The following is a 25,519-nucleotide window of genomic DNA, read 5'->3' as shown; positions in this document are numbered from 1 at the left end:
AAATAAACGTGTGTGCTTATAATGATCTTCTCGCGCGATCACCAGGACGCAACTCAGCCATTTAATTCGACCAGATCTTAACCGGACCTGGCGTGAGCGCGTAGGGATCGTCACGCCCGGGACAGGTGTCGTAAGGCACGGGTCAGCAGCCAGGCCCCGTACGCCGCTTCCGGGCGGCACATTACGGGTTACAATGCCTCAGACATGCTGTATAATGGGGCCAACAGGAAAATATAACCTATTGATTTTAAAGGTTTAATTACCTAATCCATCCGACGCCTGGGAAGGCGACAATGAGGTAGCTCCATGAGCGAGAAGTTACAAAAAGTCTTAGCGCGTGCCGGTCACGGTTCGCGTCGTGAAATTGAAGCGATGATTGCGGCCGGACGCGTGAGCGTTGACGGTAAGCTTGCCACACTCGGCGATCGCATCGAAAACAATAAAGCCCTGAAAATCCGTATTGATGGCCATCTGGTATCAATTGCTGAATCTGCAACAGAAGTGTGCCGTGTGCTGGCGTATTACAAACCTGAAGGTGAACTCTGCACACGCAGCGATCCTGAAGGGCGGCCTACGGTCTTCGATCGTCTGCCGCGCCTGCGCGGTTCACGCTGGATTGCCGTTGGCCGCCTTGACGTGAACACCTGTGGACTCATGCTTTTTACAACGGATGGTGAACTGGCTAACCGCCTGATGCATCCCAGCCGGGAAGTGGAACGTGAATACGCGGTGCGTGTGTTTGGCCAGGTTGACGATGACAAAATTCGTCAGCTCAGTAAAGGTGTGCAACTGGAAGATGGTCCGGCAGCGTTCAAAACATTGCGTTTTGCGGGTGGAGAAGGCATCAACCAGTGGTACAACGTCACCCTGACTGAAGGACGCAACCGTGAAGTTCGCCGTTTATGGGAAGCCGTGGGTGTGCAGGTCAGCCGCCTGATGCGTGTCCGCTATGGCGACATCACCTTGCCAAAAGGTGTACCACGCGGTGGCTGGATGGAACTGGATCTGCCAGCGGTCAATTATCTGCGCAATCTGGTAGGAATGGATGACGAAACCGTCACCAAACTGGCGGTTGAGAAAGATCGCCGTCGTACAAAAGCCAATCAGATTCGTCGGGCCGTGAAACGCCACAGTCAGGCCAGTGGCAGACCCGCTCGTCGTAATGCCAGTAGCAAACGCAACGCAACCTGAGTGCCTGCCGGGTTGATATAAGGCTATAAAAAAGCCGCAACATCGTCTGTTGCGGCTTTTTACTTTCTGGCTGACGCTCCCGGACATCTTACCGGTGGAAGAGGGGAAACGCGCCGGTTACTAAGCCGCCCGCCATCAGCACCAGGCTAATCAAAATCCCCCATTTTATGGCAAAACGTTGATGGTCACCGATATCCACTTTGGCCAGACCGACTAACAAATAGACCGACGGCACCAGTGGACTCAGCAGATGGAAGGGTTGGCCCACAATAGAGGCTCGGGCAATTTCTTCTGCTGAAATGCCATAGCTGGCGGCCGTCTGCGCGATGACAGGCAGAATGCCAAAGTAGAAAGCATCGTTGGACATAAAAAAGGTAAACGGCAGACTGATCAGGGCGGTAAATAGCGCAAGATAAGGTCCGAAACTGTGCGGAATAAAGGCCAGCAGACTTTTCGCCATGGCGTCCACCATGCCGGTACCTGACAGTATGCCGGTAAAAATACCTGCCGCAAAAATCAAGGCAGTCACTGCCAGCACATTACTGGCGTGTGAACCGATACGGGCTTTTTGCTCTTCAAGCGAGGGGTAATTAAGCATGACGGCAATTGCAAAAGCCAGCATAAACAGAATCTGGATGGGCATGGCACCCACCACCAGAAGCACCAGCAGTACCGTGGTCAGAATAAAGTTTGGCCAGAACATTTTGGGCCGGCGATTTGCTGCGCATTCGTCTGCATCACCCAGGCCCAGTTCGATATTATTCAGATGGTCGTCGCTGATGCGCATGACGCCCAGACGTTTACGTTCCTGTAGCCCAAACACGAAGGCCAGACCGACAAGAGCAACACAGGCGATAAGGATGGCCGGTAGCATGGGAATGAATATATCCAGCGCATCAATGCGCAGCGCGGCCGCCGCACGGGCTGTGGGGCCTCCCCACGGCGACAGGTTCATGATGCCGCTGGCCAGGTTAACCAGGCAGGTCATTGCCAGCACATTCATGCCCAGTTTCCGGTAGAGGGGAAGAAACGCGGCAATAGCAATCATATAGGTGGTGGAACTGTCGCCATCCAGCGAGACCAGCAAGGTTAATACAGCGGTACCGACCAGCACTTTAAGCGGGTCGCCACGCACAATTTTCAGGATGAAACGCACCAGCGGATCAAACAGTCCGGCATCGATCATCAGGCCGAAATAGAGAATAGAAAACGTCAGCATCACACCCGTCGGAGCCAGCGTTTTGACCCCGTTCAGCATCATTTCCCCAAGTCCGTGATAAAACCCGCCGATAAGCGCAAAAAGCGTCGGGATAAGAATGAGCGCGATTAGCGCTGACATGCGTTTGGTCATGATCAGATACATGAAACAAACCACCATCGTAAAGCCCAGTATGGTCAGCAAAATAAGAGCCCTCTTATTGGCAAAAGTTATTCAATTGTTATCAGAAAGAACATTTAATTATGGAATCGATTAGCACGGTAATGATTAACCTGTTGATTTGATTAACCACGCGCAATGGGATGATATTAAAGCTAAATATTTTTTATCATTTATTTAACATTGAAGAGTGATCCCGATCGGTTTTACGTCTCTCAACGGTAAAAATATGTGATTGAGATCAATCATGGCGGCGGCGGATGACGCCGGTTTTCAGGCAGGATTTCTGGAAAAGGCGCGTAAAACGTTTCGCAAAATTAACATGAATGGAAAATAAAAGCGGGAAAAGCCCTGAGGACCAGCTGTGCCAGGCTGCAATGACAATAAGCGGGCATGCAGGCCGATAAACAGGGAAAAGGAAGTACAGAGGGGGCACAGCGTAAGATAAGCAGGCCGGATGCATAAGGGCAGCCAGCCTGCGGTAAAGGCTACCAGTCTATTCCCTGCTGTGCCTGGATACCGGCGTCAAAGGCATGTTTCACCGGACGCATTTCCGTCACGGTGTCAGCCATATCCAGTAAGGTGCGATGGCAACCCCGACCCGTAAGGATGACGCTTTGGTGGGCAGGACGGCCTTGCAGAGCGGTTACCAGCTCGTCGAGTGGCAGATAATCCATACTGATCATGTAGGTGATTTCATCCAGAATCACTAAATCAAGCGTGTCATCCGACAGCATGCGTCTGGCATGATCCCAGACGGCCAGGCAGGCCGCTGTGTCGGTCTGGCGATTTTGCGTTTCCCAGGTGAAACCCGTGGCCATTACCTGAAACTCCACCCCGTGCCGGGCCAGAAGGTTGCGTTCGCCGTTGGGCCATTCTCCCTTAATGAACTGAATGGCCGCGGCACGTTTGCCATGCCCGCAGGCGCGTAGAGCCGTGCCAAACGCAGCGGTGGTTTTCCCTTTACCGTTTCCGGTAAACACCATCAAAATGCCTCTGACTTGCTGAGCGGCAGCAATGCGGGCATCCACCTGTTCTTTCAGACGCTGTTGCCGCTGTTGATGACGATCGCTGGTCATTACTCTGCGGCCCCGGGTTTTCTGCCTGGCTGCGCATCGAAGCTCATACCGGTTTTACGGCGGCTGTCATCGCCCATTAAATAGAGGTAAAGAGGCATGATATCGGCAGGCGTTTTGAGTTTACCGGCGTCTTCCTGAGGAAACGCACTGGCGCGCATTTTCGTACGCGTACCGCCAGGATTAATACAGTTAACCCGCAATGCCTGATTTTTATACTCGTCGGCCAGCACCTGCATCATGCCTTCTGTGGCGAACTTTGATACCGCGTAGGCACCCCAACCCGCGCGCCCGGTACGGCCCACACTTGACGTCGTAAATACCAGCGAGCCGCTTTCGGATTTGAGCAGCAACGGCAATAGCGCCTGGGTAAGGTAAAACGTGGCATCAACATTAATTTTCATGACCTGTTGCCAGATTTGCGGATCCAGGTCGGCCAGCGGAACAATCTCACCTAAGATACTGGCGTTATGTAACACACCATCCAGACGGGAGAATGTTTGCGCCAGTTCCTGCGCTAGCTGCGCACAGCGTGCCGGCGTGGCGTCTGAAAGATCCAATACCACCGAATGGGCAGGGCGCTTGTTCAGTTGGTTTATCAACGCTTCTGTCTGCTGCAGCTTTTCAGCGCTGCGCCCCAGTAAAATCACCTCCGCGCCGAAGCGTGCGTAGGTCAGGGCCGCTTCGCGTCCAATGCCGTCAGAAGCACCCGTCACCAGGATAATACGATGGGCAAGTAGATCATCTTTCGGTTGATAATGCATGTTGGGAACCTCCCGCAACGTCTGGGTTTTTCGCTTTATGCCCTAATTCAGGGCACGACGCAATTAGCAATAGGGACAATCTGTGCCAGATGCTGGCATTTCAGGCGACGCAGTAGCATAAACCCGTTAAACTAGGCGTTTGTCAGTAATCCTCTGTTTAATAAGGCGACACGATGGATCTTCTTTTGAGTTATGGATTGTTTTTAGCAAAAGCGGTGACGGTGGTCGTTGCCATTGCTGCCATCGTCATGATTGTTGTGCATGCCGCTCAGCGTAAACGTCACCCGGGCGGACAACTGCGATTAACGCGGTTAGATGACGATTACAACAAGATGAAAGAGGCGTTGCAGCTTGAGAAAATGAAACCGCAGGCGCAAAAACTGTGGTTAAAAAACCATAAAAAGGCTGAAAAACAGAAGGCGAAAGCAGAGAAACGCGACGCGAAGCAGGGCAATGTCGACACCGTTAAACCCACGTTGTACGTGCTTAATTTCAATGGCAGCATCGATGCCAGTGAAGTGAAATCGCTACGCGAAGAAATTTCAGCCATTCTGGCGGTTGCCCAGCCGGGCGATGAAGTATTACTGCGTCTGGAAAGCCCGGGCGGCATGGTTCACGGTTATGGCCTGGCGGCGTCACAATTGCAGCGCCTGCGTGATGCCGGGTTGAACCTGACAGCGGCCGTGGACAAAGTGGCGGCGAGCGGCGGCTATATGATGGCCTGTGTGGCCAATACCATCGTGGCCGCGCCTTTTGCCGTCATCGGTTCCATCGGGGTTGTCGCGCAAATCCCTAACTTCAACCGTCTGTTGAAACGTAATGACATTGACGTTGAGTTACACACGGCGGGTCAGTACAAACGTACGCTGACGCTGTTTGGTGAAAACACCGAAGAAGGACGTGAAAAGTTTCAGCAGGATTTGAACGAAACCCACCTGTTGTTTAAACAGTTTGTTCATGAAATGCGTCCTTCCCTCGACATTGACCGGGTGGCAACCGGCGAGCACTGGTATGGCCGGCAGGCGCTTGGACTGGGCCTGATCGATCGCATTTCGACCAGTGACGATCTCATTATCGCGAATATGGCGAAATTCACGGTACTGGGCGTGACGTATGTGCGCCGTCGTTCAAAAATCGATCGCCTGACGCAAAGCGCAGGGCAGGTGCTTGAGCGCATTATGCTTAAATGGTGGCAGCGCAGCGACAAACGGTTTTTGTGATGCATCGACCCGGCTCAGGCCGGGTTTTTTATACCAGGTGATAACGGGGTGACAGCAGAACGGCCAGGTGTTTGAACAGGTTGAACACCGCCGTGGTTTTTGCGGTCGGCAGGCCTTCCGTGTCCAAAAAGTACGGCCCTTTAAACACCAGCACATCGCCCTGCTGGCTGACGGCAGTAGCTTCAATACCGGCGATAAAATCATCATGTTCCCTGAGCATCGCGTTAGCGATATCTAACAGTGCCTGGGACGACACTCCCTCAGTCAGATTCTGCATATGTTTGTGCCTTTTTGACAGCCTGATAATTCTTTCTATATTACTTCCGTACTGCACTGTTCGACAAATCGTGGGCAGGGGTAAAAAAGGGCTTTCCTCACACCAGATGCTAATTAAGTTGCGTAACAGATTTTATCAGGTACAGTGTGGGCGTTTCAGATTCCAGGGATATTGCACCGGGAAGTGCGATTAAGTCAGGCAGAAAAAGCGATTTTTATCATAAAGTTGCACTGTAAAGAATCGACTGACCAGAGATTGAGCCCCACGTCTTGAAATACCAAACAGGCGTAGCAATATTGAACCCGATGGGTTTTCAGGGCGTCCAATCCTCTCCCGTTGAGCAGGATGTATTCATTAGGTAAAGGTAAATATGGGTAAAGCACTCGTTATTGTTGAGTCCCCGGCAAAGGCTAAAACAATCAATAAATACCTCGGCAGTGGCTACGTGGTGAAATCCAGCGTGGGCCATATCCGGGATCTGCCGACCAGTGGTTCAACCGCCAAAAAAAGTGCTGAAACCCCGACAGATAAGAAAGCCAAAAAAGTTAAGAAGGATGAGAAAGCCGCGCTGGTCAGTCGTATGGGCGTTGATCCCTATCACGGCTGGGAAGCGGATTATCAAATCCTGCCCAATAAAGAGAAAGTGGTAGCGGAACTCAAAGCTTTAGCCGAAAACGCCGACCATATCTATCTCGCAACCGACCTTGACCGCGAAGGGGAAGCCATTGCGTGGCACCTGCGGGAAGTGATCGGGGGTGACCATAAGCGCTTTAGCCGCGTTGTGTTCAATGAGATCACCAAAAATGCGATTCGCCAGGCGTTTGAAACGCCGGGCGAACTCAACATTGACCGCGTCAATGCACAGCAGGCACGCCGCTTTATGGACCGTGTCGTGGGGTACATGGTATCCCCGTTATTATGGAAAAAAATCGCGCGAGGCCTGTCTGCCGGTCGCGTGCAGTCTGTTGCTGTCCGGTTAGTGGTTGAGCGTGAGCGTGAAATCAAAGCTTTTGTGCCCGAAGAGTACTGGGAACTGAGCGCTAACCTGACCACGCCGAAGGGCGATGAGCTGACGATGGACGTCACTCATGCGGGCGATAAACCGTTCCGTCCGGTCAATCACGACCAGACGCACGCCGCGCTGGCTCTGCTGGAAAAAGCGCGCTTTGCGGTCACGGACCGTGAAGACAAGCCAACCAGCAGCAAACCCGGCGCGCCGTTTATTACCTCCACGTTGCAGCAGGCGGCGAGTACCCGGCTGGGCTTTGGCGTGAAAAAGACCATGATGATGGCGCAGCGCCTGTATGAAGCGGGCCATATCACCTATATGCGTACCGATTCCACGAACCTGAGCCAGGATGCGGTTTCGATGGTGCGCGGCTACATTGAAGGCCATTTTGGTAAAAAGTACCTGCCCGATGCGGCGAATACCTTCGCCAGCAAAGAGAATTCGCAGGAAGCGCATGAAGCCATCCGTCCATCAGATGTGGAAGTGCTGGCCGAGCAGCTCAAAGATATGGAAGCGGATGCGCAGAAACTGTATCAGCTTATCTGGCGTCAGTTTGTCGCCTGTCAGATGACACCGGCACAGTACGATTCGACCACGCTGACAGTCACGGCAGGGGATTACAAACTGAAGGCCAAAGGGCGTACGCTGCGCTTTGACGGCTGGACCAAAGTCATGCCTGCGCTGCGTAAGAATGATGAGGATCGTACTTTACCGCCGGTTAACGTTGGCGATGAGCTGAGCCTGCAGGACCTGTTACCCAGCCAGCACTTTACCAAGCCACCGGCCCGCTTTAGTGAAGCTTCACTGGTCCGTGAGCTGGAAAAACGCGGTATCGGCCGTCCTTCGACCTATGCGGCCATCATTTCCACTATCCAGGATCGTGGCTACGTCAGGGTGGAAAACCGCCGCTTTTACGCTGAAAAAATGGGCGAAATTGTCACCGATCGTCTGGAAGAGAACTTCCGCGAGCTGATGAATTACGACTTTACCGCTCACATGGAAAACAGCCTCGACCAGGTCGCCAACAATCAGGCGGAGTGGAAGGCGGTTCTGGATCGCTTCTTCTCCGATTTCAGCCAGCAGCTGGAACAGGCTGAGAAAGATCCGGAAGAAGGCGGAATGCAGCCGAATCAGATGGTCCTGACCTCCATCGACTGCCCAACCTGCGGCCGTAAAATGGGGATTCGGACAGCCAGCACCGGTGTTTTCCTGGGGTGTTCAGGCTATGCGTTACCGCCGAAAGAGCGTTGCAAGCAAACCATCAACCTGATTCCGGAAAATGAAGTTCTGAATATTCTGGAAGGGGACGATGCCGAAACCAACGCGCTGCGTGCCCGTCGTCGTTGCCAGAAATGTGGCACAGCGATGGACAGCTATCTGATTGATAACGGACGCAAGCTGCACGTTTGCGGTAACAACCCTGAGTGCGATGGTTATGAAATCGAAGAAGGGGAGTTTCGTATCAAGGGCTACGATGGTCCGGTCGTCGAGTGCGAAAAATGTGGTTCTGAAATGCACCTGAAAATGGGGCGTTTCGGTAAATACATGGCCTGTACCAATGATGACTGTAAGAACACCCGTAAGATTTTGCGTAATGGCGATGTCGCCCCGCCGAAAGAAGATCCCGTGCCGTTGCCCGAACTGCCGTGTGAAAAATCGGATGCGTATTTTGTGTTGCGTGACGGTGCTGCCGGTGTGTTCCTGGCCGCCAATACCTTCCCCAAATCGCGTGAAACCCGCGCACCGTTGGTGGAAGAGCTGCAGCGTTTCCACGACCGTTTACCTGAGAAGTTGAAATATCTGGCCGAAGCGCCAGCAACCGATCCGGAAGGCAACAAGACGCTGGTGCGCTTTAGCCGTAAAACGAAACAGCAGTATGTGGCGTCTGAAAAAGACGGCAAAGCGACAGGCTGGTCAGCGTTTTACATTGACGGCAAGTGGCAGGAAGCGAAAAAGTAACCCTGTAAGGCCAGCATTGCTGGCCTTTTTTCCCCGCCTTATATCATTCCGTTCTACATTGATACTTAAAATGCTATAGTGGTTATAGCATTTCCGATCCCTTCTTTCTGCTCAGCACCTTTCACCCGCCTGGGCGACAGTACGCCACCCGGGGATGCGACTCTGTAACCGACCAGGATAACAACAGATATGAAATTACAGCAGTTGCGCTATATCGTAGAAGTCGTGAACCACAACCTGAATGTTTCATCGACAGCAGAAGGGCTTTACACTTCGCAGCCGGGCATCAGTAAGCAGGTCCGTATGCTGGAGGATGAGCTTGGGGTGCAGATTTTCGCCCGCAGCGGTAAGCACCTGACGCAGGTTACGCCCGCCGGTGAAGAAATCATTCGCATTGCGCGCGAAGTGCTTTCCAAAGTGGATGCCATTAAATCTGTCGCAGGTGAACATACCTGGCCGGATAAAGGCTCGTTATATGTTGCCACTACGCACACTCAGGCGCGCTATGCGCTGCCCGGCGTGATTAAGGGCTTTATCGAACGTTATCCACGTGTCTCGCTGCATATGCATCAGGGTTCACCAACGCAGATTGCCGAGGCGGTTTCTAAAGGCAACGCAGACTTTGCAATTGCCACGGAAGCGCTCCACCTCTACGACGATCTCATTATGCTACCGTGCTATCACTGGAACCGCGCTATCGTGGTCACGCCAGACCATCCGCTGGCGGGAAAAGGGCAGGTGACGATAGAGGAGCTGGCCGATTTTCCGCTGGTAACCTATACCTTCGGCTTCACCGGACGCTCCGAGCTGGATACCGCCTTTATGCGCGCGGGGTTGACGCCACGTATCGTCTTTACCGCAACGGATGCCGACGTCATTAAAACGTATGTTCGCCTGGGGCTGGGCGTAGGGGTGATTGCGAGTATGGCGGTGGATCCCGTTGCTGATCCTGACCTCGTCAGAATTGAAGCCTCTGAAATCTTCACCAACAGTACGACGAAGATTGGTTTCCGCCGCAGCACCTTCCTGCGCAGTTATATGTATGACTTCATCCAGCGCTTCGCTCCTCATCTGACGCGCGATGTCGTGGATACGGCTGTAGCGTTGCGTTCCAACGAGGACATTGAGGCCATGTTTAAAGATATCAAGCTGCCGTTTAAGTAACGGTTATCTGTCGTCGCGTATTCTCAGGCTGCTTAGTGCAGCCTTTTTTATGCAAGAATGTTAGCGCCATGTTTATATTGAGAAGTTTCATTATCTTTTTGTAAATGTAACGTCGATCACATGTTTAAAGCTTGCTGTATCTTAAATGCGAAATACGACACATTTTTGACGCGATTTCTTTGCGGGCTGCCAGGATTATTCCCATACTCCAGTTAACACTTGATGGAGAAGCTTTTATTTAGGGGTTAGTTAACACGGTCTTTAGTAATGACTGGATCTGAAGTTAAATTAACTCAAATTTTTGTCAGGCGGGTTTTAATAGTATGGGTAATAAGTCATTAATCGTTACTTAAGTAATTTTACATTTTTGATAAATTGCGTTAATCGTTTTGTGCAATAAAAATGACTGGATTTTTGGCCTTAACGGGTTTAGGATTCCTCCTAAATCTTAATCGATGTTATCAATCGTTTTATTGAGAGTGATTATCAAAAACTATGGCTACGAGACTGACTGTTGATCCGGGCTTCCCGGCTAAAAGCACCAAGGTTAAGCGTACAGGTAACACTCGTCGCAATGCCTGGTTAACTGTGTTCGCTGCCTCAGCGCTGTTCTGGGTGGTTGTAGCATTAATGATTTGGCGCATCTGGGGTTAAGCCATGTGGGCAAACGCACTCTGCCATAAGCACACCATGACGACTCGTCGGCATCGTCTCTCTGGCTATAAAGCGAAAGAGCCGGTTGCAAAGGCGGAAAAAGTGACTATCCCCGAAAGTTGGGATCTGAACGAGCATCAGCGTAATTTCATCGAGTCCTTTCTGGACCCGAAAACAAAATAATTTTACATCGCGTTTTTCTTTCGACATTTCTTCTGTCTTTCAGACTTACTTAATTAAGCGCTCTTCACACGTTGCATAAATGATGTCATCCCTTATCAGGATGCGAGTACGGCTTTTATTGCCTTTTCTACGCAGGAGTATTGCTATGAATATGATTAAAATGACCTGGTTTAGTGCTTATGCGTTCTCATTTACCGTGTGGATGGCAGCGCTCTGGGCAGCGCTATAATTTAAACGTGTCTATTTCTCAATAATGCCTCGCAACATTGCGGGGCATTTTTGTTTGCGTCCGATTGTAGCAATCTGTGTTGTAATCAAAACGTTAACAAAAAAGTGGTCTATCTTTATACTAAACCTTGTTGTCTCTGAGGTTTAAAGACCATGTATTATAAAGGAGGAGCTATGTCGTCATCCCTACGCGAGCAGAGTCAGGAAACACTGCAGGTAGATAATCACAACTATCACATCTTCAGTCTACCTCGCGCTTCACAACATCTCGGTAACATTGATCGGTTGCCTAAATCCCTCAAAGTGCTGTTAGAAAACCTGTTGCGCTGGCAGGATGGCGACTCAGTCACTGAGGAAGATATTCAGGCGCTGGTTGACTGGCAAAAAACCGGCCACGCCGACAGGGAAATTGCTTACCGCCCGGCCCGTGTTTTAATGCAGGATTTCACCGGCGTACCCGCCGTTGTTGATTTAGCCGCGATGCGCGAAGCGGTGAACCGACTGGGCGGAGACGTGAATAAAGTCAACCCACTGTCCCCGGTTGATCTGGTCATTGACCACTCCGTCACCGTTGACCATTTTGGCGACGACGATGCTTTTGAAGAGAACGTGCGGCTGGAGATGGAACGCAACCATGAGCGTTACGTCTTCCTGCGCTGGGGCCAGAAAGCCTTTGACCAGTTCCGGGTGGTGCCACCGGGAACCGGGATCTGTCACCAGGTAAACCTTGAATACCTGGGGAAAGCAATCTGGCAGCAGCAGATAAACGGCGAAACCTATGCCTGGCCGGACACCTTAGTCGGGACGGATTCTCATACCACGATGATCAATGCGCTTGGCGTGCTGGGATGGGGCGTCGGCGGGATTGAAGCCGAAGCGGCGATGCTGGGGCAACCGGTGTCTATGCTGATCCCGGATGTCGTGGGCTTCAAACTCACTGGCAAACTGCGGCCGGGCATTACCGCGACCGATCTGGTGCTAACGGTGACGCAAATGTTGCGTAAGCACGGCGTGGTGGGCAAATTTGTGGAATTCTATGGTGATGGCCTGGCCGATCTGCCGCTGGCGGATCGCGCAACCATCGCCAATATGGCACCGGAATACGGCGCTACCTGCGGTTTCTTCCCTGTCGATGAAGTGACACTGAGCTATATGACCTTAACCGGACGCGATGCCGAACAGGTTGCGCTGGTAGAACATTATGCTAAACGCCAGGGAATGTGGCGTAATGCGGGCGATGAACCTGTCTTCACCAGCAGTCTTGCGCTGGATATGAATGATGTTGAATCAAGTCTGGCCGGACCAAAACGCCCACAGGATCGCGTGTCCCTGGGCGATGTCCCGGCGGCGTTCGACGCCAGCAATGAACTGGAAGTCAACCACGCGCAGAAATCTCATAAAGAAGTCACCTACACGGACAGCGATACCGGACTTTCCCACACGCTTACTGACGGCGCGGTGGCCATTGCGGCGATTACCTCGTGTACAAACACCTCAAACCCAAGTGTCCTGATGGCCGCAGGTTTACTGGCGAAAAAGGCGGTAGAGCGGGGCCTGAAACGCCAGCCGTGGGTCAAAGCATCTCTTGCCCCGGGCTCTAAAGTGGTTTCCGACTATCTGGCCGTCGCACAACTGACGCCGTTCCTCGATAAACTGGGCTTTAATCTGGTCGGTTATGGCTGTACAACCTGTATCGGTAACTCCGGTCCGCTGCCGGATGCGATCGAATCGGCGATTAAAGAGGGCGACCTCACAGTAGGGGCCGTGCTGTCGGGCAACCGTAATTTCGAAGGCCGTATTCATCCGCTGATTAAAACCAACTGGCTGGCTTCACCGCCGCTGGTGGTGGCCTATGCGCTCGCGGGGAATATGAAGATCAACCTGCAAACTGATCCGCTCGGACAGGATCGGGATGGCAAGCCGGTCTTTTTGAAAGATATCTGGCCTTCACCTGAAGAAATCGCGACAGCGGTACAGCAGGTTACCAGCGATATGTACCACAAAGAGTATGCGGAAGTCTTTGACGGTACGCCCGAATGGCAGGCGATCAAAGTCAGCGAAGCCGCGACCTATGACTGGGACGAAGGATCAACCTATATCCGTCTGTCACCGTTCTTTGATGACATGGAAAAAACGCCCAAACCGGTCGAAGACATTCGTGGTGCGCGTTTGCTGGCTATTCTGGGGGATTCGGTCACAACAGATCATATTTCACCGGCAGGCAGCATCAAAGCAGAAAGCCCGGCAGGGCGCTATCTGTTGGCGCATGGTGTCGAGCGCAATGACTTCAATTCCTATGGCTCGCGTCGTGGTAACCACGAAGTCATGATGCGCGGAACCTTTGCCAACATTCGTATCCGCAATGAAATGGTGCCGGGCGTTGAGGGTGGCTATACCAAACATTATCCGAGTGGTGAACAACTGGCCATTTACGATGCCGCGATGAAATATCAGGCCGAAGGCGTGCCGCTGGCCGTCATTGCCGGTAAAGAGTACGGGTCAGGTTCGAGTCGTGACTGGGCAGCGAAGGGACCGCGTCTGCAGGGCGTTCGCGTGGTGATCGCCGAATCGTTCGAACGTATCCACCGCTCTAATCTGATCGGTATGGGGATCTTACCGCTGGAATTCCCCCAGGGCGTAACGCGTAAAACATTAGGACTGAAAGGGGATGAGTCGATTGACGTTGAGAACCTGTCACAGCTCACGCCGGGCTGCACCGTGCCAGTGACAATCACGCGTGCCGATGGCAGCAAAGAGAAGCTGGATACCCGCTGTCGCATTGATACCGGTAATGAGCTGACCTATTACCGCAACGACGGTATTCTGCATTATGTGATTCGAAATATGCTCAACTGATACGATAAAGCCGGGGAAACCCGGCTTTTTTATTCACTGCTTCGGCAACAGATGGCCCATTTTTTCGGCTTTGGTATCGAGATAGTGCGCATTTTTGGGATTCCGTCCCACCACCAACGGCACACGTTCAACGATGTTAATACCGGCTTCGCTCAGGATTTCAACCTTCCGCGGATTATTTGTAAGCAGGCGAACCTCGTTCACCCCAAGGAGCTTAAACATATCTGCGCAGAGCGTGAAGTCACGTTCATCAGCGGCAAAACCGAGCTGATGGTTAGCTTCAACCGTGTCATACCCTTTGTCCTGCAAAGCGTAAGCGCGAATTTTATTCAGCAGACCGATATTGCGGCCTTCCTGGCGGTGATAAAGCAATACACCCCGTCCTTCTTCGGCAATGGCATTCAGCGCAGCTTCAAGTTGAAAGCCGCAATCGCAACGCAGGCTGAACAGCGCATCACCGGTAAGACATTCCGAATGAACGCGCGCCAGGACCGGTTCGTTATCATTGATATCGCCAAAGACCAGAGCAACGTGGTCGTGACCGGTTGCCAGTTCTTCAAAACCTACCATCAGGAAATCTCCCCATGGCGTTGGCAGTTTGGCTTCTGCCACCCGTTTAAGCTGCATGTGACTCTCCAGAACCATCAGAGGATGCACTATCATCATGATAGTGCACAGGCCGATGTGGCCCGACAAACGTGCAATATTGTGCCACAACCGCGAGGTTGGCTGTTAATCTGTGTAAACGATTGTTGTGATAAAGCACGATTATCTAATCCGTAAAGGTTATGTTATTCTTTTTTAAGCTAAAGTTTTACCGGTATGACGGCTTTTCATCAGCAAAAAGGGAAAAGGGATGGTTAAAATTTTGCAACGTACCACAGCAGGGATGGTGTTACTGCTGATGATGCCATTAGCCGTGTGGCTGTCCGGCTGGCAATGGCAACCCGAGGAAAGTAACACGTTTCTGAGAGTCCTGTTCTGGATGACAGAAACGGTGACCCGGCCATGGGGCATACTGACCAGCCTGGTGTTAAGTGCCTGGGTATTATGGTGTCTTCGCTTTCGGCTTAAACCGGCATTGCTGCTGTTGCTGATCATGAATGTCACGATTCTGGCGGGCCAGTATACCAAATCATTCATTAAAGAGCGGGTGCAGGAACCCCGACCTTATGTGGTATGGCTGGAGAAAACGCACGGTCTGGATGACAAAACCTTCTATCAGTTAAACCGCACCCAGCGTGGTGAACGCGTTACCGCACTGATTGCGGATGAATCGCATATTCCGGTCTGGCTGAAAAAGCACTGGGCGTTTGAAACAGGGTTCGCCTTCCCGTCAGGTCATACCTTGTTCGCGGCGAGCTGGGCATTACTGGTCATTGGCCTGCTATGGCCGCGCCGGCATTATAAAACGATAGTGCTGGTCGGCGTTTGGGCGGTGGGCGTTATGGGAAGCCGCTTGTTACTGGGTATGCACTGGCCGCGCGATCTTGCCGTTGCCACCGTGCTGTCCTGGTTTTTGGTGGTCATCGCCACCTGGCTTGCCCAGCGCTTTTGTGGACCGCTGACGTTGCCCCCCGACGAGCAAAAGGAAGTGGCAGAACGCGACCAGGGATTGTAATTGCGCCGTTCAGCCTCATATCTTGCGACTGAACCGCGCAAAAGTGCTTCGCCTGATGCTGCAAGGAGCAGTATTTCTGCCGTAATTTTGGCATACTTTGATTCGACAACCTCACAACAGGATGCACTGTGAAATATTTGCTGATTTTTTTAGTGGTTTTGGTCATTTTTATCATTTCTGTGACCCTTGGCGCACACAACGACCAGGTTATCACCTTTAACTATCTGCTGGCGCAGGGCGATTTCCGTATCTCCACTTTACTGGCAACGTTGTTCGGCGTGGGCTTCCTGCTGGGCTGGGTCATCTGTGGGCTGTTCTGGCTGCGTGTTCGCGTCTCGCTGGCGAACGCTCAACGTAAAATTAAACGTCTGCAGGCTCAGGTTGATCAGAATGCGCCTGGCACAGGTGGTAAACCGTTGCCGCCAACCGTGCAGGAATAAGATTCCATGTTAGAACTGCTGTTTCTGTTACTGCCTGTTGCGGCGGCCTATGGCTGGTACATGGGACGCCGTAGTGCGCAGCAGGACAAGCAACAGGAATCCAACCGCTTGTCACGCGAATACGTGGCGGGCGTTAACTTTCTGCTGTCTAACCAACAGGATAAAGCGGTCGATCTGTTCCTTGATATGCTGAAGGAAGACAGCGGCACCGTTGAGGCGCATCTTACGCTGGGAAACCTGTTCCGCTCCCGCGGTGAAGTTGACCGTGCGATTCGAATCCATCAGTCGTTAATGGAAAGTGCCTCGCTGAGCTATGAGCAGCGTTTATTAGCTATCCAGCAACTGGGGCGCGATTACATGGCCGCGGGGCTTTATGACCGCGCAGAAGACATGTTTAAACAGCTCACCGATGAAACGGATTTCCGCATTGGTGCCCTGCAGCAGTTATTGCTTATTCATCAGGCGACCAGCGACTGGCTTCAGGCGATTGAGGTCGCTGAGCGCCTGGTGAAATTAGGCAAAGACAAGCAGAAGGGCGAGATCGCGCATTTCTACTGTGAACTGGCTTTGCAGGCGATGAGCAGCGACGATCTTGACCGCGCAATGACGCTGTTGAAAAAGGGCGAGGCGGCAGATCGCCAGAGCGCGCGAGTCTCCATTATGATGGGACGCATTCTGATGGAGAAAGGGGAGTACGGCAAAGCGGTTGACCATCTGCAACGTGTACTGGATCAGGACAAAGAACTGGTCAGTGAAACGCTGCCGATGCTGGAGACCTGTTTTCAGCGACTTAATCAGCCCGACGCCTGGGCTGCCTTTCTCAAACGCTGCGTGGAAGAAAATACCGGCGCCGCCGCAGAACTTTATCTTTCCGCGATTCTGGAGCAAGAGCAGGGCGCGGAAGCCGCACAAAATTACATTAATCATCAGTTACAGCGTCATCCCAATATGCGCGTGTTTCATCGCCTGATGGAGTTTCACCTGCATGAGGCGGAAGACGGTCGCGCCAAAGAGAGTCTGATGGTCCTGCGCGACCTGGTCGGCGAACAAATCCGGACCAAGCCGCGCTACCGTTGCCAGAAATGTGGGTTTACTGCCCATGCGCTCTACTGGCATTGTCCTTCCTGCCGCACCTGGTCATCGGTCAAACCGATTCGGGGACTCGACGGGCAATAACTGCGCACGTGATGCGCACTGTTGCCTGTCTTTCTTGTGCCTACTTTAGTTACAACATACTATTTGAGCCCCGATCCTCAAGCTTACATCAGCACCGTGCGAATATCGCCTCGCAGGATAACAGGGATTGTGATGGGAAATGCGGGCAGGTAGAATGCGTGCCGTTTGTCTAACGCGCCAGCAGGTGCCTACCGCAGAGGAAATAGCATGGCCTTATCCCCGACTTCACCCGTGTTAGTGGCGCTTGATTACCACGATTTAAACAGCGCGCTGCATTTTGTTGATCAGATAGAGCCAGGTAGCTGTCGCCTGAAAGTGGGCAAAGAAATGTTCACCTTATTTGGCCCTCAGTTGGTCAAAACGCTGCAACAACGCGGCTTTGAAATCTTCCTCGACCTGAAATTCCATGATATCCCCAATACAACGGCCCATGCGGTCGCCGCCGCCGCCGATCTTGGTGTCTGGATGGTGAATGTGCACGCCAGCGGCGGTGCGCGTATGATGAACGCCGCCCGGGAAGCGTTAGTGCCTTTTGGGCAGCAAGCGCCGTTACTGATTGCCGTCACCGTCCTGACCAGTATGAATGCAGATGACTTGCTGGGTCTGGGTATCACGCTTTCGCCGGCAGAGCAGGCCGAGCGCCTGGCGAAGCTGACCCACGATTGTGGCCTGGATGGTGTGGTTTGTTCCGCCCACGAAGCCGCCCGATTTAAACAGGTCATTGGCAGGGACTTCACGCTGGTCACGCCAGGCATCCGGCCAGCAGGCAGCGACGCCGGCGATCAGCGTCGCGTAATGACGCCGCAGCAAGCGAAGCTCGCCGGGGTGGATTATATGGTCATTGGCCGCCCGGTTACACAGTCTGCTAACCCGGCGGCGACGCTGAAAGCCATAATCAATGATCTGGAGGCGGTAAAATGAGTCGTGACAACCCACTTGTATATTCCACAGATTCAGGCCGCATTGTGCAACCCGAACAGAAAGTGGAACGTCCTAAAGGGGACGGCATTGTCCGTATCCAGCGCCAGACCAGCGGCCGGAAAGGCAAGGGCGTTTGCCTGATAACTGGCGTGGACATGGATGAAGGTGCACTGAATCTGCTGGCTGCCGAGCTAAAAAAGAAATGCGGTTGCGGCGGATCGGTGAAAGACGGTGTGATTGAAATTCAGGGCGACAAACGTGATTTACTTAAAAGCCTGCTGGAAGCCAAAGGTATGAAAGTAAAACTGGCGGGCGGTTAAATAAAAAACCGGGCGACTTGTGTAGCCCGGCTTATGGTGTAGATGCGCTGCGTAGCCGTTAATTATTTTAATTGCGGTTCTTAGTGAATCTGATGACCGATAATGCCACCTACTGCGGCGCCGCCGACTGTACCCAGCGCGCTGCCGTTGGTCAGTACTGAACCACCAATGGCACCCGCACCTGCACCAATCGCAGTATTGCGGTCACGCTTAGACCAGTTAGAACAGCCGCTTAACGCCACAACCAGGGTGGTCGCTAATACCGCAACGGTCAATTTTTTCATTGTAATTGTCATAAACTTCTCCTTTATTGTGTTTGCAGAGGCAACACACTAAGTATAGCTTTGAAATTTTTTCAGGCCGCCTGTGCCGCATTATTACCGCATCCTTTTAGTATAAAAACGCGGACACCATGGACGATCTGTTTGTAGCGGCTGAAAAGCACCAGTAGCAGGTGGACCTGCCCGACGCCTGACAGAATTCTATTCATTTTGAAGGTTTTCCGAAGAGGGATAATTCTTAATTCTCAGCACAATTTTCCATTCACAGCTATTTTCCGCTGCTTTTTAGCCATTTGCTCCATAACGTTTTTTCTGCCTGCTCCGCAAAATGTTAAGACCTTATTCAGCAGGAGAAAAAAATGCTGGAACATCTGAAACAACAGGTTCTGGAAGCCAATCTCGATCTTCCTAAACATAACCTTGTTACCTTCACCTGGGGCAATGTCAGCGCCCTCGATCGTGAGCAGGGTTTGCTGGTGATTAAGCCTTCCGGCGTCAGTTACGATGTAATGAAAGTGGATGACATGGTAGTGGTGGATCTGGCGAGCGGAGAGGTTATCGAAGGCACAAAACGTCCTTCCTCTGACACGGCTACGCACCGGGCGCTTTATCTGGCCTGGCCCGAAGTAGGTGGAATTGTCCATACGCACTCACGCCACGCCACCATCTGGGCGCAGGCTGGTCGTGCCATTCCGGCCTGGGGAACCACACACGCGGACGACTTCTACGGTGAAATTCCCTGTACCCGCGCCATGCGTGACGAGGAGATTCAACAGCAATACGAGTGGAATACGGGTGAAGTGATTATTGAAACCTTTGCGCAGCGTGGGCTTTCTCCCACTGCGATTCCCGCCGTGCTGGTGAATTCACATGGCCCCTTCGCGTGGGGCAAAGATGCCCATGCGGCGGTGCACAGCGCGGTGGTGCTGGAAGAGGTGGCGTATATGGGATTGTTCAGTCAGCAGCTGACGGCCGGTCTTCCCCCCATCCAGCAAACCCTGCTCGATCTGCATTACTTGCGCAAGCATGGTGAAAATGCCTGGTACGGCCAGAAATAAGGTTGAGGGCGCAGCCTGGTCTGCGTCCTGATTTGCGCGTTACGCACGGCTTACGTGGCGTGAAAGTCTCTTCAGTGCCCGTTATCGGTTGGCGCTGTTCTGCCAGCGAGTCGCGTGCTATCAAGAAATCATACTAATCAATTAAATGTCGTGCATCAGGGATCACTCTGGAATTTATCTTGTAAATCAATCTCTCATTTGGTCTGGCCTCACTCTGGATTAGGCTGATGTGGCGCAATTAGCGCATCAAAATAACAGAGGATGAGACAATGACCGTGATTAACCAACCCACATGCAGACTGTTTTCCGAAGCCGGACAAACCACGCAGTTAGTGGCTTATTACGAAGAAGGGAGACGTACCATGTGGATGATGTTACGCGCCCAACCGCGCCCCAGCTTTAATCATGAACTGATTGAAGAGATCATGAATCTCAGTTACGCGGCCCAGCGTTCTGGCTTACCCATCGACTTCTGGGTCACCGGCTCGTTAGTGCCACAAATGTTTAATGCCGGTGGTGATTTGCGCTTCTTTGTGGAGTGTATCCGTAATAATCGCCGGGAAGCGTTGCGTGCCTATGCACGCGCCTGTGTTGACTGCATTCATTCTGCCGCGCGTGGCTTTGACACCGGAGCCGTGACGCTGGCAATGATTGAGGGCAGTGCACTGGGCGGCGGTTTTGAGGCAGCGCTGGCGCATCACTTTATCCTGGCGCAAAACAACGCCCGTATGGGTTTTCCGGAGATTGCGTTTAACTTGTTTCCGGGTATGGGCGGCTATTCATTAGTCGCCCGGCGTTCGGGCATGAAGCTGGCGGAGGAGCTGATCATCGAAGGCGAATCCCACAGCGCAGAATGGTACGAAACGCGGGGGCTGGTTGACAAAGTGTTTCAGCCAGGCGACAGCTACCGTGCCACCCGGACGTTCATTGATACCTTGCGGCCCAAACTCAATGGAGTGCGCGCTATGCTGAAGGCGCGCCAGCGCGTATTGCAGCTTTCCCGCGCCGAGTTAATGGACATCACGGAAGACTGGGTCGATTACGCCTTTTCGCTTGAAGCAAAAGATATCGCCTATATGGAGCGTTTAGTCCAGTTACAAAACCGCCACACCGCATCACTGCGTAAAGCGGGTTAGGGACTTAAGGTTTACTTGCGGGCAGGATGCTGAGCCAGCCAATGCCCAAACTGTTCGGCGGGCATTGGTTTTGCGTAGAAATAGCCTTGTCGACCATCGACGCCATTCTTCAGCACGAAGGCCTCTTCATCGGCGGTTTCTATGCCTTCGGCAATAACCTGTAAATCCAGCGCCTTGGCAACCGCAACAATTGCGCGCACCAGCGACTGGGAGACAGGGCGTTTATTCACATTGCGGATAAAACTTTGATCCAGCTTAATGGCGTTAATAGGCACTCGTGCCAGCTGTGATAACGAGGAATAACCGGTACCAAAATCATCCAGATGGACCTGGGCACCCAGCTCCTGGAACTTATGCATTAACTTCAGCGCTTCCGCTTCGTTCTCAATCAGACAGCTCTCCGTGAGTTCGATATCGATCGGGCTTTCCGTTAAACCGGCGTCAGTCAGCGCCTGCTTCAGATCGCTGTAGATCGACTGATCCATCAACTGGCGCGCGGAGACGTTGACGGCCACGCGCAGATGAATATCCTGCTGGCGCCACGCGATAATCTGTTTCAACACATTGAGCATCACCCAGCGCCCCAGCGGCACAATCAGTCCTGAATCTTCAGCATAGGGAATAAAGTCAGCAGGCGAGACCAGTCCGCGCTCGGGTGAATGCCAGCGCACCAACGCTTCGGCACTGCGTACTTTTCCGTCCGTGTCCACTTTGGGTTGGTAGTGCACCAGTAAATGGTCCTGCTCCAGCGCTTTGCGAAGATTGGTATCAAGCCACAGATATTCAAATACCCGCCGGTTCATCTCTTCAGCAAAAACGCAATATTTACCGCGATTGTTCTCTTTGGCGTGATACATCGCCGTATCGGCATTGCGGATCAGGCATTCACGATCTTCCCCATGCAGCGGCGCGATGGCAATGCCGATGGAGCAGCCGCTGTAAACTTCGATAAGGCCAATGCGGAAGGGCTGACGTAACCGATCCAGAATGCGCGTCGCCATCGCTTCCAGCGCCGCCTGGCTGGTCTGTTCGGCCAGCACCACAAACTCATCACCGCCGAGGCGTCCCAGCGTCTGGTTCTTACTCAGACAACTCAGAATAGCCAGCGACACCGCCTGCAGCAGTTGATCGCCAAACATATGGCCATAAGCGTCATTCACTTTTTTGAAATTATCCAGGTCCAGATAGACCACACCGGTTTCACTGCCTTCCGCCCGTTCCAGCGCCTGACTGATTTGCTGATGTATCGCGTGACGGTTGGGCAGGCCGGTAATACCATCCGTATTGGCCATGACACGCAGTCGCTCCTGAGCGCGACGTTCTTCGGTAATATCCGTTCCGGAACAGATGAGGAAAATTTCATTTTTTCCGCTGCCGCTGTGAACAAACTTATTACGAAACAGAAAGAGTCGCTGTCCCTTCATCGTTTTGATCCAGCGTTCGACTTCATAAGAGTTACCATCACGGAAGAAGCCCGCAATGTTGCGACGTGACGCTGCCGCCTCCTGCTTGGTCATAAACAGCTGAAAAACATTCCGGCCAATCACATCCTGCTCATACAAGCCGGTGTACTCTTCGCTGAGTCGGTTAAAGCGCTGAATATTGCCCCGCTGGTCAAGAATGACGATAACGGAATTGGCCTCTGAAACCACCTGTTCCGCAAAGGACAGCCCCAGCGTCAGATCGCGTGCGACCGCCGATGTATCGCCCCAGGCGGATGCGGTACCGGCCCAGACGGACTGATTGATGCGCCGTCCGACAAAATGCATGGCCACCTGCTCACCATGGATTGTTAACGTCAGGTTGATACTGGAAGTAATCACTGGCATAGCTCGCAGTAAACTGCACTGGCCAGGCGTCAGCGGCACAGCAACACTCGTATTCGATGATTCATCTAAGGCAAAAAGCAGCGCATCGCTGTCCGCGCTTAACCGCCAATGAGGGCTGGTTGTACCAAACAAGGTATACAACAATGATTGCCCTTGTTCATCGGTCATGATCACTCCCTCCGGGAAGTCCATAGCTGACGTTATCTCATTATTTTAGCAACAGTATTCATCTACTGATGTCAGCACAAGATGAAAGTGTATTTATTTTACTTTCCAGAAAAAACAGGAACAAAAAACCCCGCCGAAGCGGGGCCGGCAGGCGGTTCAGCACGGACATTTACCCAGTTTTCCAGCCTGACTGGGAAAGCGGGCGTCCAGACAATAACGATGAAAGTCACGCTCGCTCATCGGTGGCAGGTCTGGATGCTGCTGCCGCATGTGCTGCAGGTATTTTTGGTAGTCCTGAACGCCCACCATCAGACGAAAGCTTTGCTGTAGCCCCTGCCAGAATGCCCGCCAGCGAAAACCAGGGCGGACGGGAGCATAGCGTAATTCGCAGCGCACAATTTGCCACGACCCTGTTGGCCGTGTTACACGATGAATGCTGTCAGACATGGCGAATCTCCTTCCGCAGCGTGGTCGCGGACTCATGCGTGGTAGGCACCTCACTGCGCAGGGCGCGACGAATCACAAAAAAAGCCGCAATGAGCATGGTAACGGCGACCAGCATAAAGAACCCGCACAGGGCCGCGTTAATCTGGTTGCTGAAAACGATGGTGTGCATATCGGCGACGGTTTTCGCCGGTGCGATAATCACGCCTTCATCCAGACCTTTACGGAATTTATTGGCCTGCGCCAGAAAGCCGATGGACGGTTTTTCGTGGAAAATCTTCTGCCATCCCGCGGTCATTGAGGTAATAAACAGCCAGATCGTTGGCAGAATGGTCACCCACGCATAACGCTGCTTCTTCATTTTAAACAGCACCACGGTGCCCAGAATCAGCGCCATGGAGGCCAGCATCTGGTTACCGATGCCAAACAATGGCCACAGCGTATTAATGCCGCCCAGCGGATCAATCACGCCCTGATACACAAAGAATCCCCAGCCAGCCACCGCAACGGTTGTGCCCGCAAGGTTACCCAGCCAGGAGCGGTTATTGGCCATTGATGGCACCACGGTGCCCACCAGGTCCTGCACCATAAACCGACAGGCACGCGTACCGGCATCGACGGCAGTCAGAATAAACAGGGCTTCAAACAGAATGGCAAAGTGATACCAGAAGGCCATCATGGCGCGACTGTTAACCACCTCGGTAATGATATGGGCCATACCGACGGCAAACGTCGGTGCGCCGCCAGCACGGGACAGAATGGAGGCTTCCCCTACATCCCGTGCAATTCCACTTAACATCTCCGGTGTAACAACAAAGCCCCAGCCGTTGATCACCTGGGCGGCATTTTCAACGGTGGTACCAATCAGCGCCGCCGGGGCATTCATTGCAAAATACACGCCGGGATCCAGCACTGAGGCGCAAATCAGCGCCATTATGGCGACAAACGACTCCATCAACATCGCGCCGTAGCCAATAAAGCGAATGTGGCTTTCCCGCTCCACGAGTTTTGGGGTGGTTCCGCTGGAAACCAGCGCATGAAAGCCGGAAATCGCCCCGCAGGCAATAGTGATAAACAGGAACGGGAACAGAGCCCCTGAGAAGACCGGGCCGGTGCCGTCAATGAAGCGGGTCACGGCGGGCATCTTCATCTCTGGCATGGCGAACACAATACCTACAGCCAGACCAACGATGACGCCAATTTTCAGAAAGGTCGAGAGGTAGTCCCTCGGTGCTAACAGCAGCCACACCGGTAATACCGATGCGATAAAACCATAAATGACCAGCACCCAGGTCAGTGACGTGCCTTTCAGGGTAAAGAACGGCCCCCAGTAGGGATGTTGTGCGACATCGCCACCGTAAATAATGGCCGCCATCATCAGCACAAAACCAATCAGTGAGACTTCAGCAATTTTACCGGGGCGCAGAAAGCGCATGTAGATGCCCATAAACAGCGCGATAGGGATCGTTGCGGCAATGGTAAACAGGCCCCAGGGGCTGTTCGCCAGTGCCTTCACCACCACCAGCGCCAGCGCGGAAAGGATAATAATCATCACGCCCAGCGCACCCAGCATAGTGATGACGCCAGCGAAGGCCCCCAGCTCCTGACGGGCCATTTCGCCCAGTGAACGGCCATCGCGTCGGGTCGAGATAAACAGCACCAGGAAATCCTGAACCGCACCGGCCAGCATCACGCCGACCAGAATCCAGATCGTGCCAGGTAAAAAGCCCATCTGCGCGGCCAGAATCGGACCGACCAACGGGCCCGCACCGGCGATAGCGGCAAAATGGTGACCAAACAGCACCCATTTGTTGGTGGGGACGTAGTCCAGACCGTCGCTGAGACGTTCAGCAGGCGTCAGGCGACGATCGTCGAGTTCGAAAATGTTGCGGGCGATAAAGAGGCTGTAAAAACGATAGGCAATGCTGTAACAGGCGACTGCGGCAACCACCAGCCAGACTGCGTTGACGTGTTCGCCGCGATTAAGCGCCAGCATCGCGAACGCGCCCGCGCCAGTTAACGCCACCGCTAACCAGATCACGCCGGTTTTGACGTTCTTCATAACTCACTCCTTGTAGAGACCGAATGGAAGGCGATCGAATACAACGAGCTAACGTTAATGTAATGGAATGTAAGTGAAAGTTAATAAGGAGAGAACTGTGAAGC

The 25,519-nt window shown here is 52.8% G+C and carries 23 protein-coding genes; 14 read left to right on the top strand and 9 right to left on the bottom strand.

The features are described from left to right. Positions 1–306 precede the first annotated feature (306 nt). Entirely contained in the window at positions 307–1,191 is an 885-nt protein-coding gene (gene rluB / locus G5574_RS02730) for a 23S rRNA pseudouridine(2605) synthase RluB (protein ID WP_006119347.1), read from the top strand. 88 nt (positions 1,192–1,279) lie between these two features. Here the strand turns inward: rluB and G5574_RS02725 are convergent, their stop codons facing one another. From G5574_RS02725 to G5574_RS02715, 3 genes are all read right to left on the bottom strand, one after another. Beyond that, positions 1,280–2,593, bottom strand: a complete 1,314-nt coding sequence (locus tag G5574_RS02725; RefSeq protein WP_006119344.1) for a CitMHS family transporter — start codon at positions 2,591–2,593, stop codon at positions 1,280–1,282. A gap of 464 nt (positions 2,594–3,057) precedes the next feature. Continuing rightward, the gene (cobO, locus tag G5574_RS02720; protein WP_039340187.1) at positions 3,058–3,648 is read right to left on the bottom strand and encodes a cob(I)yrinic acid a,c-diamide adenosyltransferase; all 591 of its coding nucleotides are present in this window, start codon (positions 3,646–3,648) and stop codon (positions 3,058–3,060) included. After that, complete coding sequence (locus tag G5574_RS02715) at positions 3,648–4,409, bottom strand: YciK family oxidoreductase (protein ID WP_006119341.1); 762 nt, start codon at positions 4,407–4,409, stop codon at positions 3,648–3,650. The genes cobO and G5574_RS02715 overlap by 1 nt, the downstream gene beginning before the upstream one ends. 173 nt (positions 4,410–4,582) lie before the next feature. Here G5574_RS02715 and sohB point away from each other — a divergent pair, with 173 nt between their 5' ends. Then, positions 4,583–5,629, top strand: a complete 1,047-nt coding sequence (gene sohB / locus G5574_RS02710; protein ID WP_006119340.1) for a protease SohB — start codon at positions 4,583–4,585, stop codon at positions 5,627–5,629. 28 nt (positions 5,630–5,657) lie between these two features. Here the strand turns inward: sohB and G5574_RS02705 are convergent, their stop codons facing one another. After that, complete coding sequence (locus G5574_RS02705; protein ID WP_006119339.1) at positions 5,658–5,906, bottom strand: DUF2498 family protein; 249 nt, start codon at positions 5,904–5,906, stop codon at positions 5,658–5,660. 370 nt (positions 5,907–6,276) lie between these two features. Here G5574_RS02705 and topA point away from each other — a divergent pair, with 370 nt between their 5' ends. The 5 genes from topA to acnA all read left to right on the top strand — a co-directional run bounded on the left by topA (position 6,277) and on the right by acnA (position 13,959). Continuing rightward, positions 6,277–8,874, top strand: a complete 2,598-nt coding sequence (topA, locus tag G5574_RS02700) for a type I DNA topoisomerase (protein WP_164482002.1) — start codon at positions 6,277–6,279, stop codon at positions 8,872–8,874. Positions 8,875–9,063: 189 nt separating this feature from the next. Next, positions 9,064–10,038, top strand: coding sequence for an HTH-type transcriptional regulator CysB (cysB, locus tag G5574_RS02695; RefSeq protein ID WP_033741825.1), 975 nt, complete (start codon positions 9,064–9,066; stop codon positions 10,036–10,038). Positions 10,039–10,533: 495 nt separating this feature from the next. Continuing rightward, positions 10,534–10,692, top strand: coding sequence for a YmiA family putative membrane protein (locus tag G5574_RS02690; protein ID WP_006119333.1), 159 nt, complete (start codon positions 10,534–10,536; stop codon positions 10,690–10,692). A gap of 36 nt (positions 10,693–10,728) precedes the next feature. Beyond that, positions 10,729–10,875: a hypothetical protein gene (locus tag G5574_RS02685; protein WP_244964662.1), complete on the top strand. Its 147-nt coding sequence runs from the start codon at positions 10,729–10,731 to the stop codon at positions 10,873–10,875. A gap of 402 nt (positions 10,876–11,277) precedes the next feature. Next, the gene (gene acnA / locus G5574_RS02680) at positions 11,278–13,959 is read left to right on the top strand and encodes an aconitate hydratase AcnA (protein ID WP_164482000.1); all 2,682 of its coding nucleotides are present in this window, start codon (positions 11,278–11,280) and stop codon (positions 13,957–13,959) included. A gap of 33 nt (positions 13,960–13,992) precedes the next feature. Here acnA and ribA read toward each other — a convergent pair whose 3' ends face one another. Beyond that, complete coding sequence (gene ribA / locus G5574_RS02675) at positions 13,993–14,586, bottom strand: GTP cyclohydrolase II (RefSeq protein ID WP_006119329.1); 594 nt, start codon at positions 14,584–14,586, stop codon at positions 13,993–13,995. 229 nt (positions 14,587–14,815) lie between these two features. Here ribA and pgpB point away from each other — a divergent pair, with 229 nt between their 5' ends. The 5 genes from pgpB to yciH all read left to right on the top strand — a co-directional run bounded on the left by pgpB (position 14,816) and on the right by yciH (position 18,437). Beyond that, complete coding sequence (gene pgpB / locus G5574_RS02670) at positions 14,816–15,580, top strand: phosphatidylglycerophosphatase B (RefSeq protein WP_033741819.1); 765 nt, start codon at positions 14,816–14,818, stop codon at positions 15,578–15,580. Between the two features lie 128 nt (positions 15,581–15,708). Then, complete coding sequence (locus G5574_RS02665) at positions 15,709–16,020, top strand: LapA family protein (RefSeq protein WP_033741817.1); 312 nt, start codon at positions 15,709–15,711, stop codon at positions 16,018–16,020. 6 nt (positions 16,021–16,026) lie between these two features. After that, the gene (gene lapB, locus G5574_RS02660) at positions 16,027–17,196 is read left to right on the top strand and encodes a lipopolysaccharide assembly protein LapB (protein WP_164481999.1); all 1,170 of its coding nucleotides are present in this window, start codon (positions 16,027–16,029) and stop codon (positions 17,194–17,196) included. A gap of 207 nt (positions 17,197–17,403) precedes the next feature. Beyond that, positions 17,404–18,117: an orotidine-5'-phosphate decarboxylase gene (gene pyrF, locus G5574_RS02655; protein WP_164481998.1), complete on the top strand. Its 714-nt coding sequence runs from the start codon at positions 17,404–17,406 to the stop codon at positions 18,115–18,117. Then, positions 18,114–18,437 (top strand): stress response translation initiation inhibitor YciH, encoded by a 324-nt coding sequence (gene yciH / locus G5574_RS02650; RefSeq protein ID WP_164481997.1) that lies wholly within the window; start codon positions 18,114–18,116, stop codon positions 18,435–18,437. The genes pyrF and yciH overlap by 4 nt, the downstream gene beginning before the upstream one ends. Before the next feature lie 80 nt (positions 18,438–18,517). Here the strand turns inward: yciH and osmB are convergent, their stop codons facing one another. Beyond that, a complete protein-coding gene (osmB, locus tag G5574_RS02645) occupies positions 18,518–18,733 on the bottom strand; it encodes an osmotically-inducible lipoprotein OsmB (protein ID WP_006119323.1) in 216 nt (71 codons plus the stop codon). Positions 18,734–19,077: 344 nt separating this feature from the next. On the opposite strand from osmB, the gene araD reads away from it, so the two are divergent. Both araD and G5574_RS02635 read left to right on the top strand, forming a co-directional pair. Next, positions 19,078–19,776: an L-ribulose-5-phosphate 4-epimerase gene (gene araD, locus G5574_RS02640; RefSeq protein ID WP_006119322.1), complete on the top strand. Its 699-nt coding sequence runs from the start codon at positions 19,078–19,080 to the stop codon at positions 19,774–19,776. 269 nt (positions 19,777–20,045) lie between these two features. After that, a complete protein-coding gene (locus G5574_RS02635; protein ID WP_033741810.1) occupies positions 20,046–20,912 on the top strand; it encodes a crotonase/enoyl-CoA hydratase family protein in 867 nt (288 codons plus the stop codon). A gap of 11 nt (positions 20,913–20,923) precedes the next feature. Here G5574_RS02635 and pdeR read toward each other — a convergent pair whose 3' ends face one another. The 3 genes from pdeR to G5574_RS02620 form a co-directional block, all read right to left on the bottom strand. Next, positions 20,924–22,909, bottom strand: coding sequence for a cyclic di-GMP phosphodiesterase (gene pdeR / locus G5574_RS02630; protein WP_039340199.1), 1,986 nt, complete (start codon positions 22,907–22,909; stop codon positions 20,924–20,926). Between the two features lie 156 nt (positions 22,910–23,065). Beyond that, on the bottom strand, positions 23,066–23,356 hold the full coding sequence (locus G5574_RS02625; protein ID WP_164481996.1) for a YbdD/YjiX family protein: 291 nt from the start codon (positions 23,354–23,356) through the stop codon (positions 23,066–23,068). Continuing rightward, a complete protein-coding gene (locus G5574_RS02620) occupies positions 23,349–25,415 on the bottom strand; it encodes a carbon starvation CstA family protein (RefSeq protein WP_033741806.1) in 2,067 nt (688 codons plus the stop codon). Before G5574_RS02620 ends, G5574_RS02625 begins: the two co-directional genes overlap by 8 nt. Positions 25,416–25,519 lie beyond the last annotated feature (104 nt).

This window comes from Pantoea stewartii (assembly GCF_011044475.1).
GTDB lineage: Bacteria > Pseudomonadota > Gammaproteobacteria > Enterobacterales > Enterobacteriaceae > Pantoea > Pantoea stewartii.
The sequence above is the reverse complement of the archived record's forward strand: the minus strand, read 5'-3'. Positions and strand labels throughout refer to the sequence as shown.

Excerpts from the sequence above, each read along its gene's own strand:
- rluB (WP_006119347.1), top strand. The coding sequence starts at position 307 with ATGAGCGAGAAGTTACAAAAAGTCTTAGCGCGTGCCGGTCACGGTTCG.
- cobO (WP_039340187.1), bottom strand. The coding sequence starts at position 3,648 with ATGACCAGCGATCGTCATCAACAGCGGCAACAGCGTCTGAAAGAACAG.
- G5574_RS02715 (WP_006119341.1), bottom strand. The coding sequence starts at position 4,409 with ATGCATTATCAACCGAAAGATGATCTACTTGCCCATCGTATTATCCTG.
- sohB (WP_006119340.1), top strand. The coding sequence starts at position 4,583 with ATGGATCTTCTTTTGAGTTATGGATTGTTTTTAGCAAAAGCGGTGACG.
- G5574_RS02705 (WP_006119339.1), bottom strand. The coding sequence starts at position 5,906 with ATGCAGAATCTGACTGAGGGAGTGTCGTCCCAGGCACTGTTAGATATC.
- topA (WP_164482002.1), top strand. The coding sequence starts at position 6,277 with ATGGGTAAAGCACTCGTTATTGTTGAGTCCCCGGCAAAGGCTAAAACA.
- cysB (WP_033741825.1), top strand. The coding sequence starts at position 9,064 with ATGAAATTACAGCAGTTGCGCTATATCGTAGAAGTCGTGAACCACAAC.
- G5574_RS02690 (WP_006119333.1), top strand. The coding sequence starts at position 10,534 with ATGGCTACGAGACTGACTGTTGATCCGGGCTTCCCGGCTAAAAGCACC.
- G5574_RS02685 (WP_244964662.1), top strand. The coding sequence starts at position 10,729 with ATGACGACTCGTCGGCATCGTCTCTCTGGCTATAAAGCGAAAGAGCCG.
- acnA (WP_164482000.1), top strand. The coding sequence starts at position 11,278 with ATGTCGTCATCCCTACGCGAGCAGAGTCAGGAAACACTGCAGGTAGAT.
- ribA (WP_006119329.1), bottom strand. The coding sequence starts at position 14,586 with ATGCAGCTTAAACGGGTGGCAGAAGCCAAACTGCCAACGCCATGGGGA.
- pgpB (WP_033741819.1), top strand. The coding sequence starts at position 14,816 with ATGGTTAAAATTTTGCAACGTACCACAGCAGGGATGGTGTTACTGCTG.
- lapB (WP_164481999.1), top strand. The coding sequence starts at position 16,027 with ATGTTAGAACTGCTGTTTCTGTTACTGCCTGTTGCGGCGGCCTATGGC.
- pyrF (WP_164481998.1), top strand. The coding sequence starts at position 17,404 with ATGGCCTTATCCCCGACTTCACCCGTGTTAGTGGCGCTTGATTACCAC.
- yciH (WP_164481997.1), top strand. The coding sequence starts at position 18,114 with ATGAGTCGTGACAACCCACTTGTATATTCCACAGATTCAGGCCGCATT.
- osmB (WP_006119323.1), bottom strand. The coding sequence starts at position 18,733 with ATGACAATTACAATGAAAAAATTGACCGTTGCGGTATTAGCGACCACC.
- araD (WP_006119322.1), top strand. The coding sequence starts at position 19,078 with ATGCTGGAACATCTGAAACAACAGGTTCTGGAAGCCAATCTCGATCTT.
- G5574_RS02635 (WP_033741810.1), top strand. The coding sequence starts at position 20,046 with ATGACCGTGATTAACCAACCCACATGCAGACTGTTTTCCGAAGCCGGA.
- pdeR (WP_039340199.1), bottom strand. The coding sequence starts at position 22,909 with ATGACCGATGAACAAGGGCAATCATTGTTGTATACCTTGTTTGGTACA.
- G5574_RS02625 (WP_164481996.1), bottom strand. The coding sequence starts at position 23,356 with ATGTCTGACAGCATTCATCGTGTAACACGGCCAACAGGGTCGTGGCAA.
- G5574_RS02620 (WP_033741806.1), bottom strand. The coding sequence starts at position 25,415 with ATGAAGAACGTCAAAACCGGCGTGATCTGGTTAGCGGTGGCGTTAACT.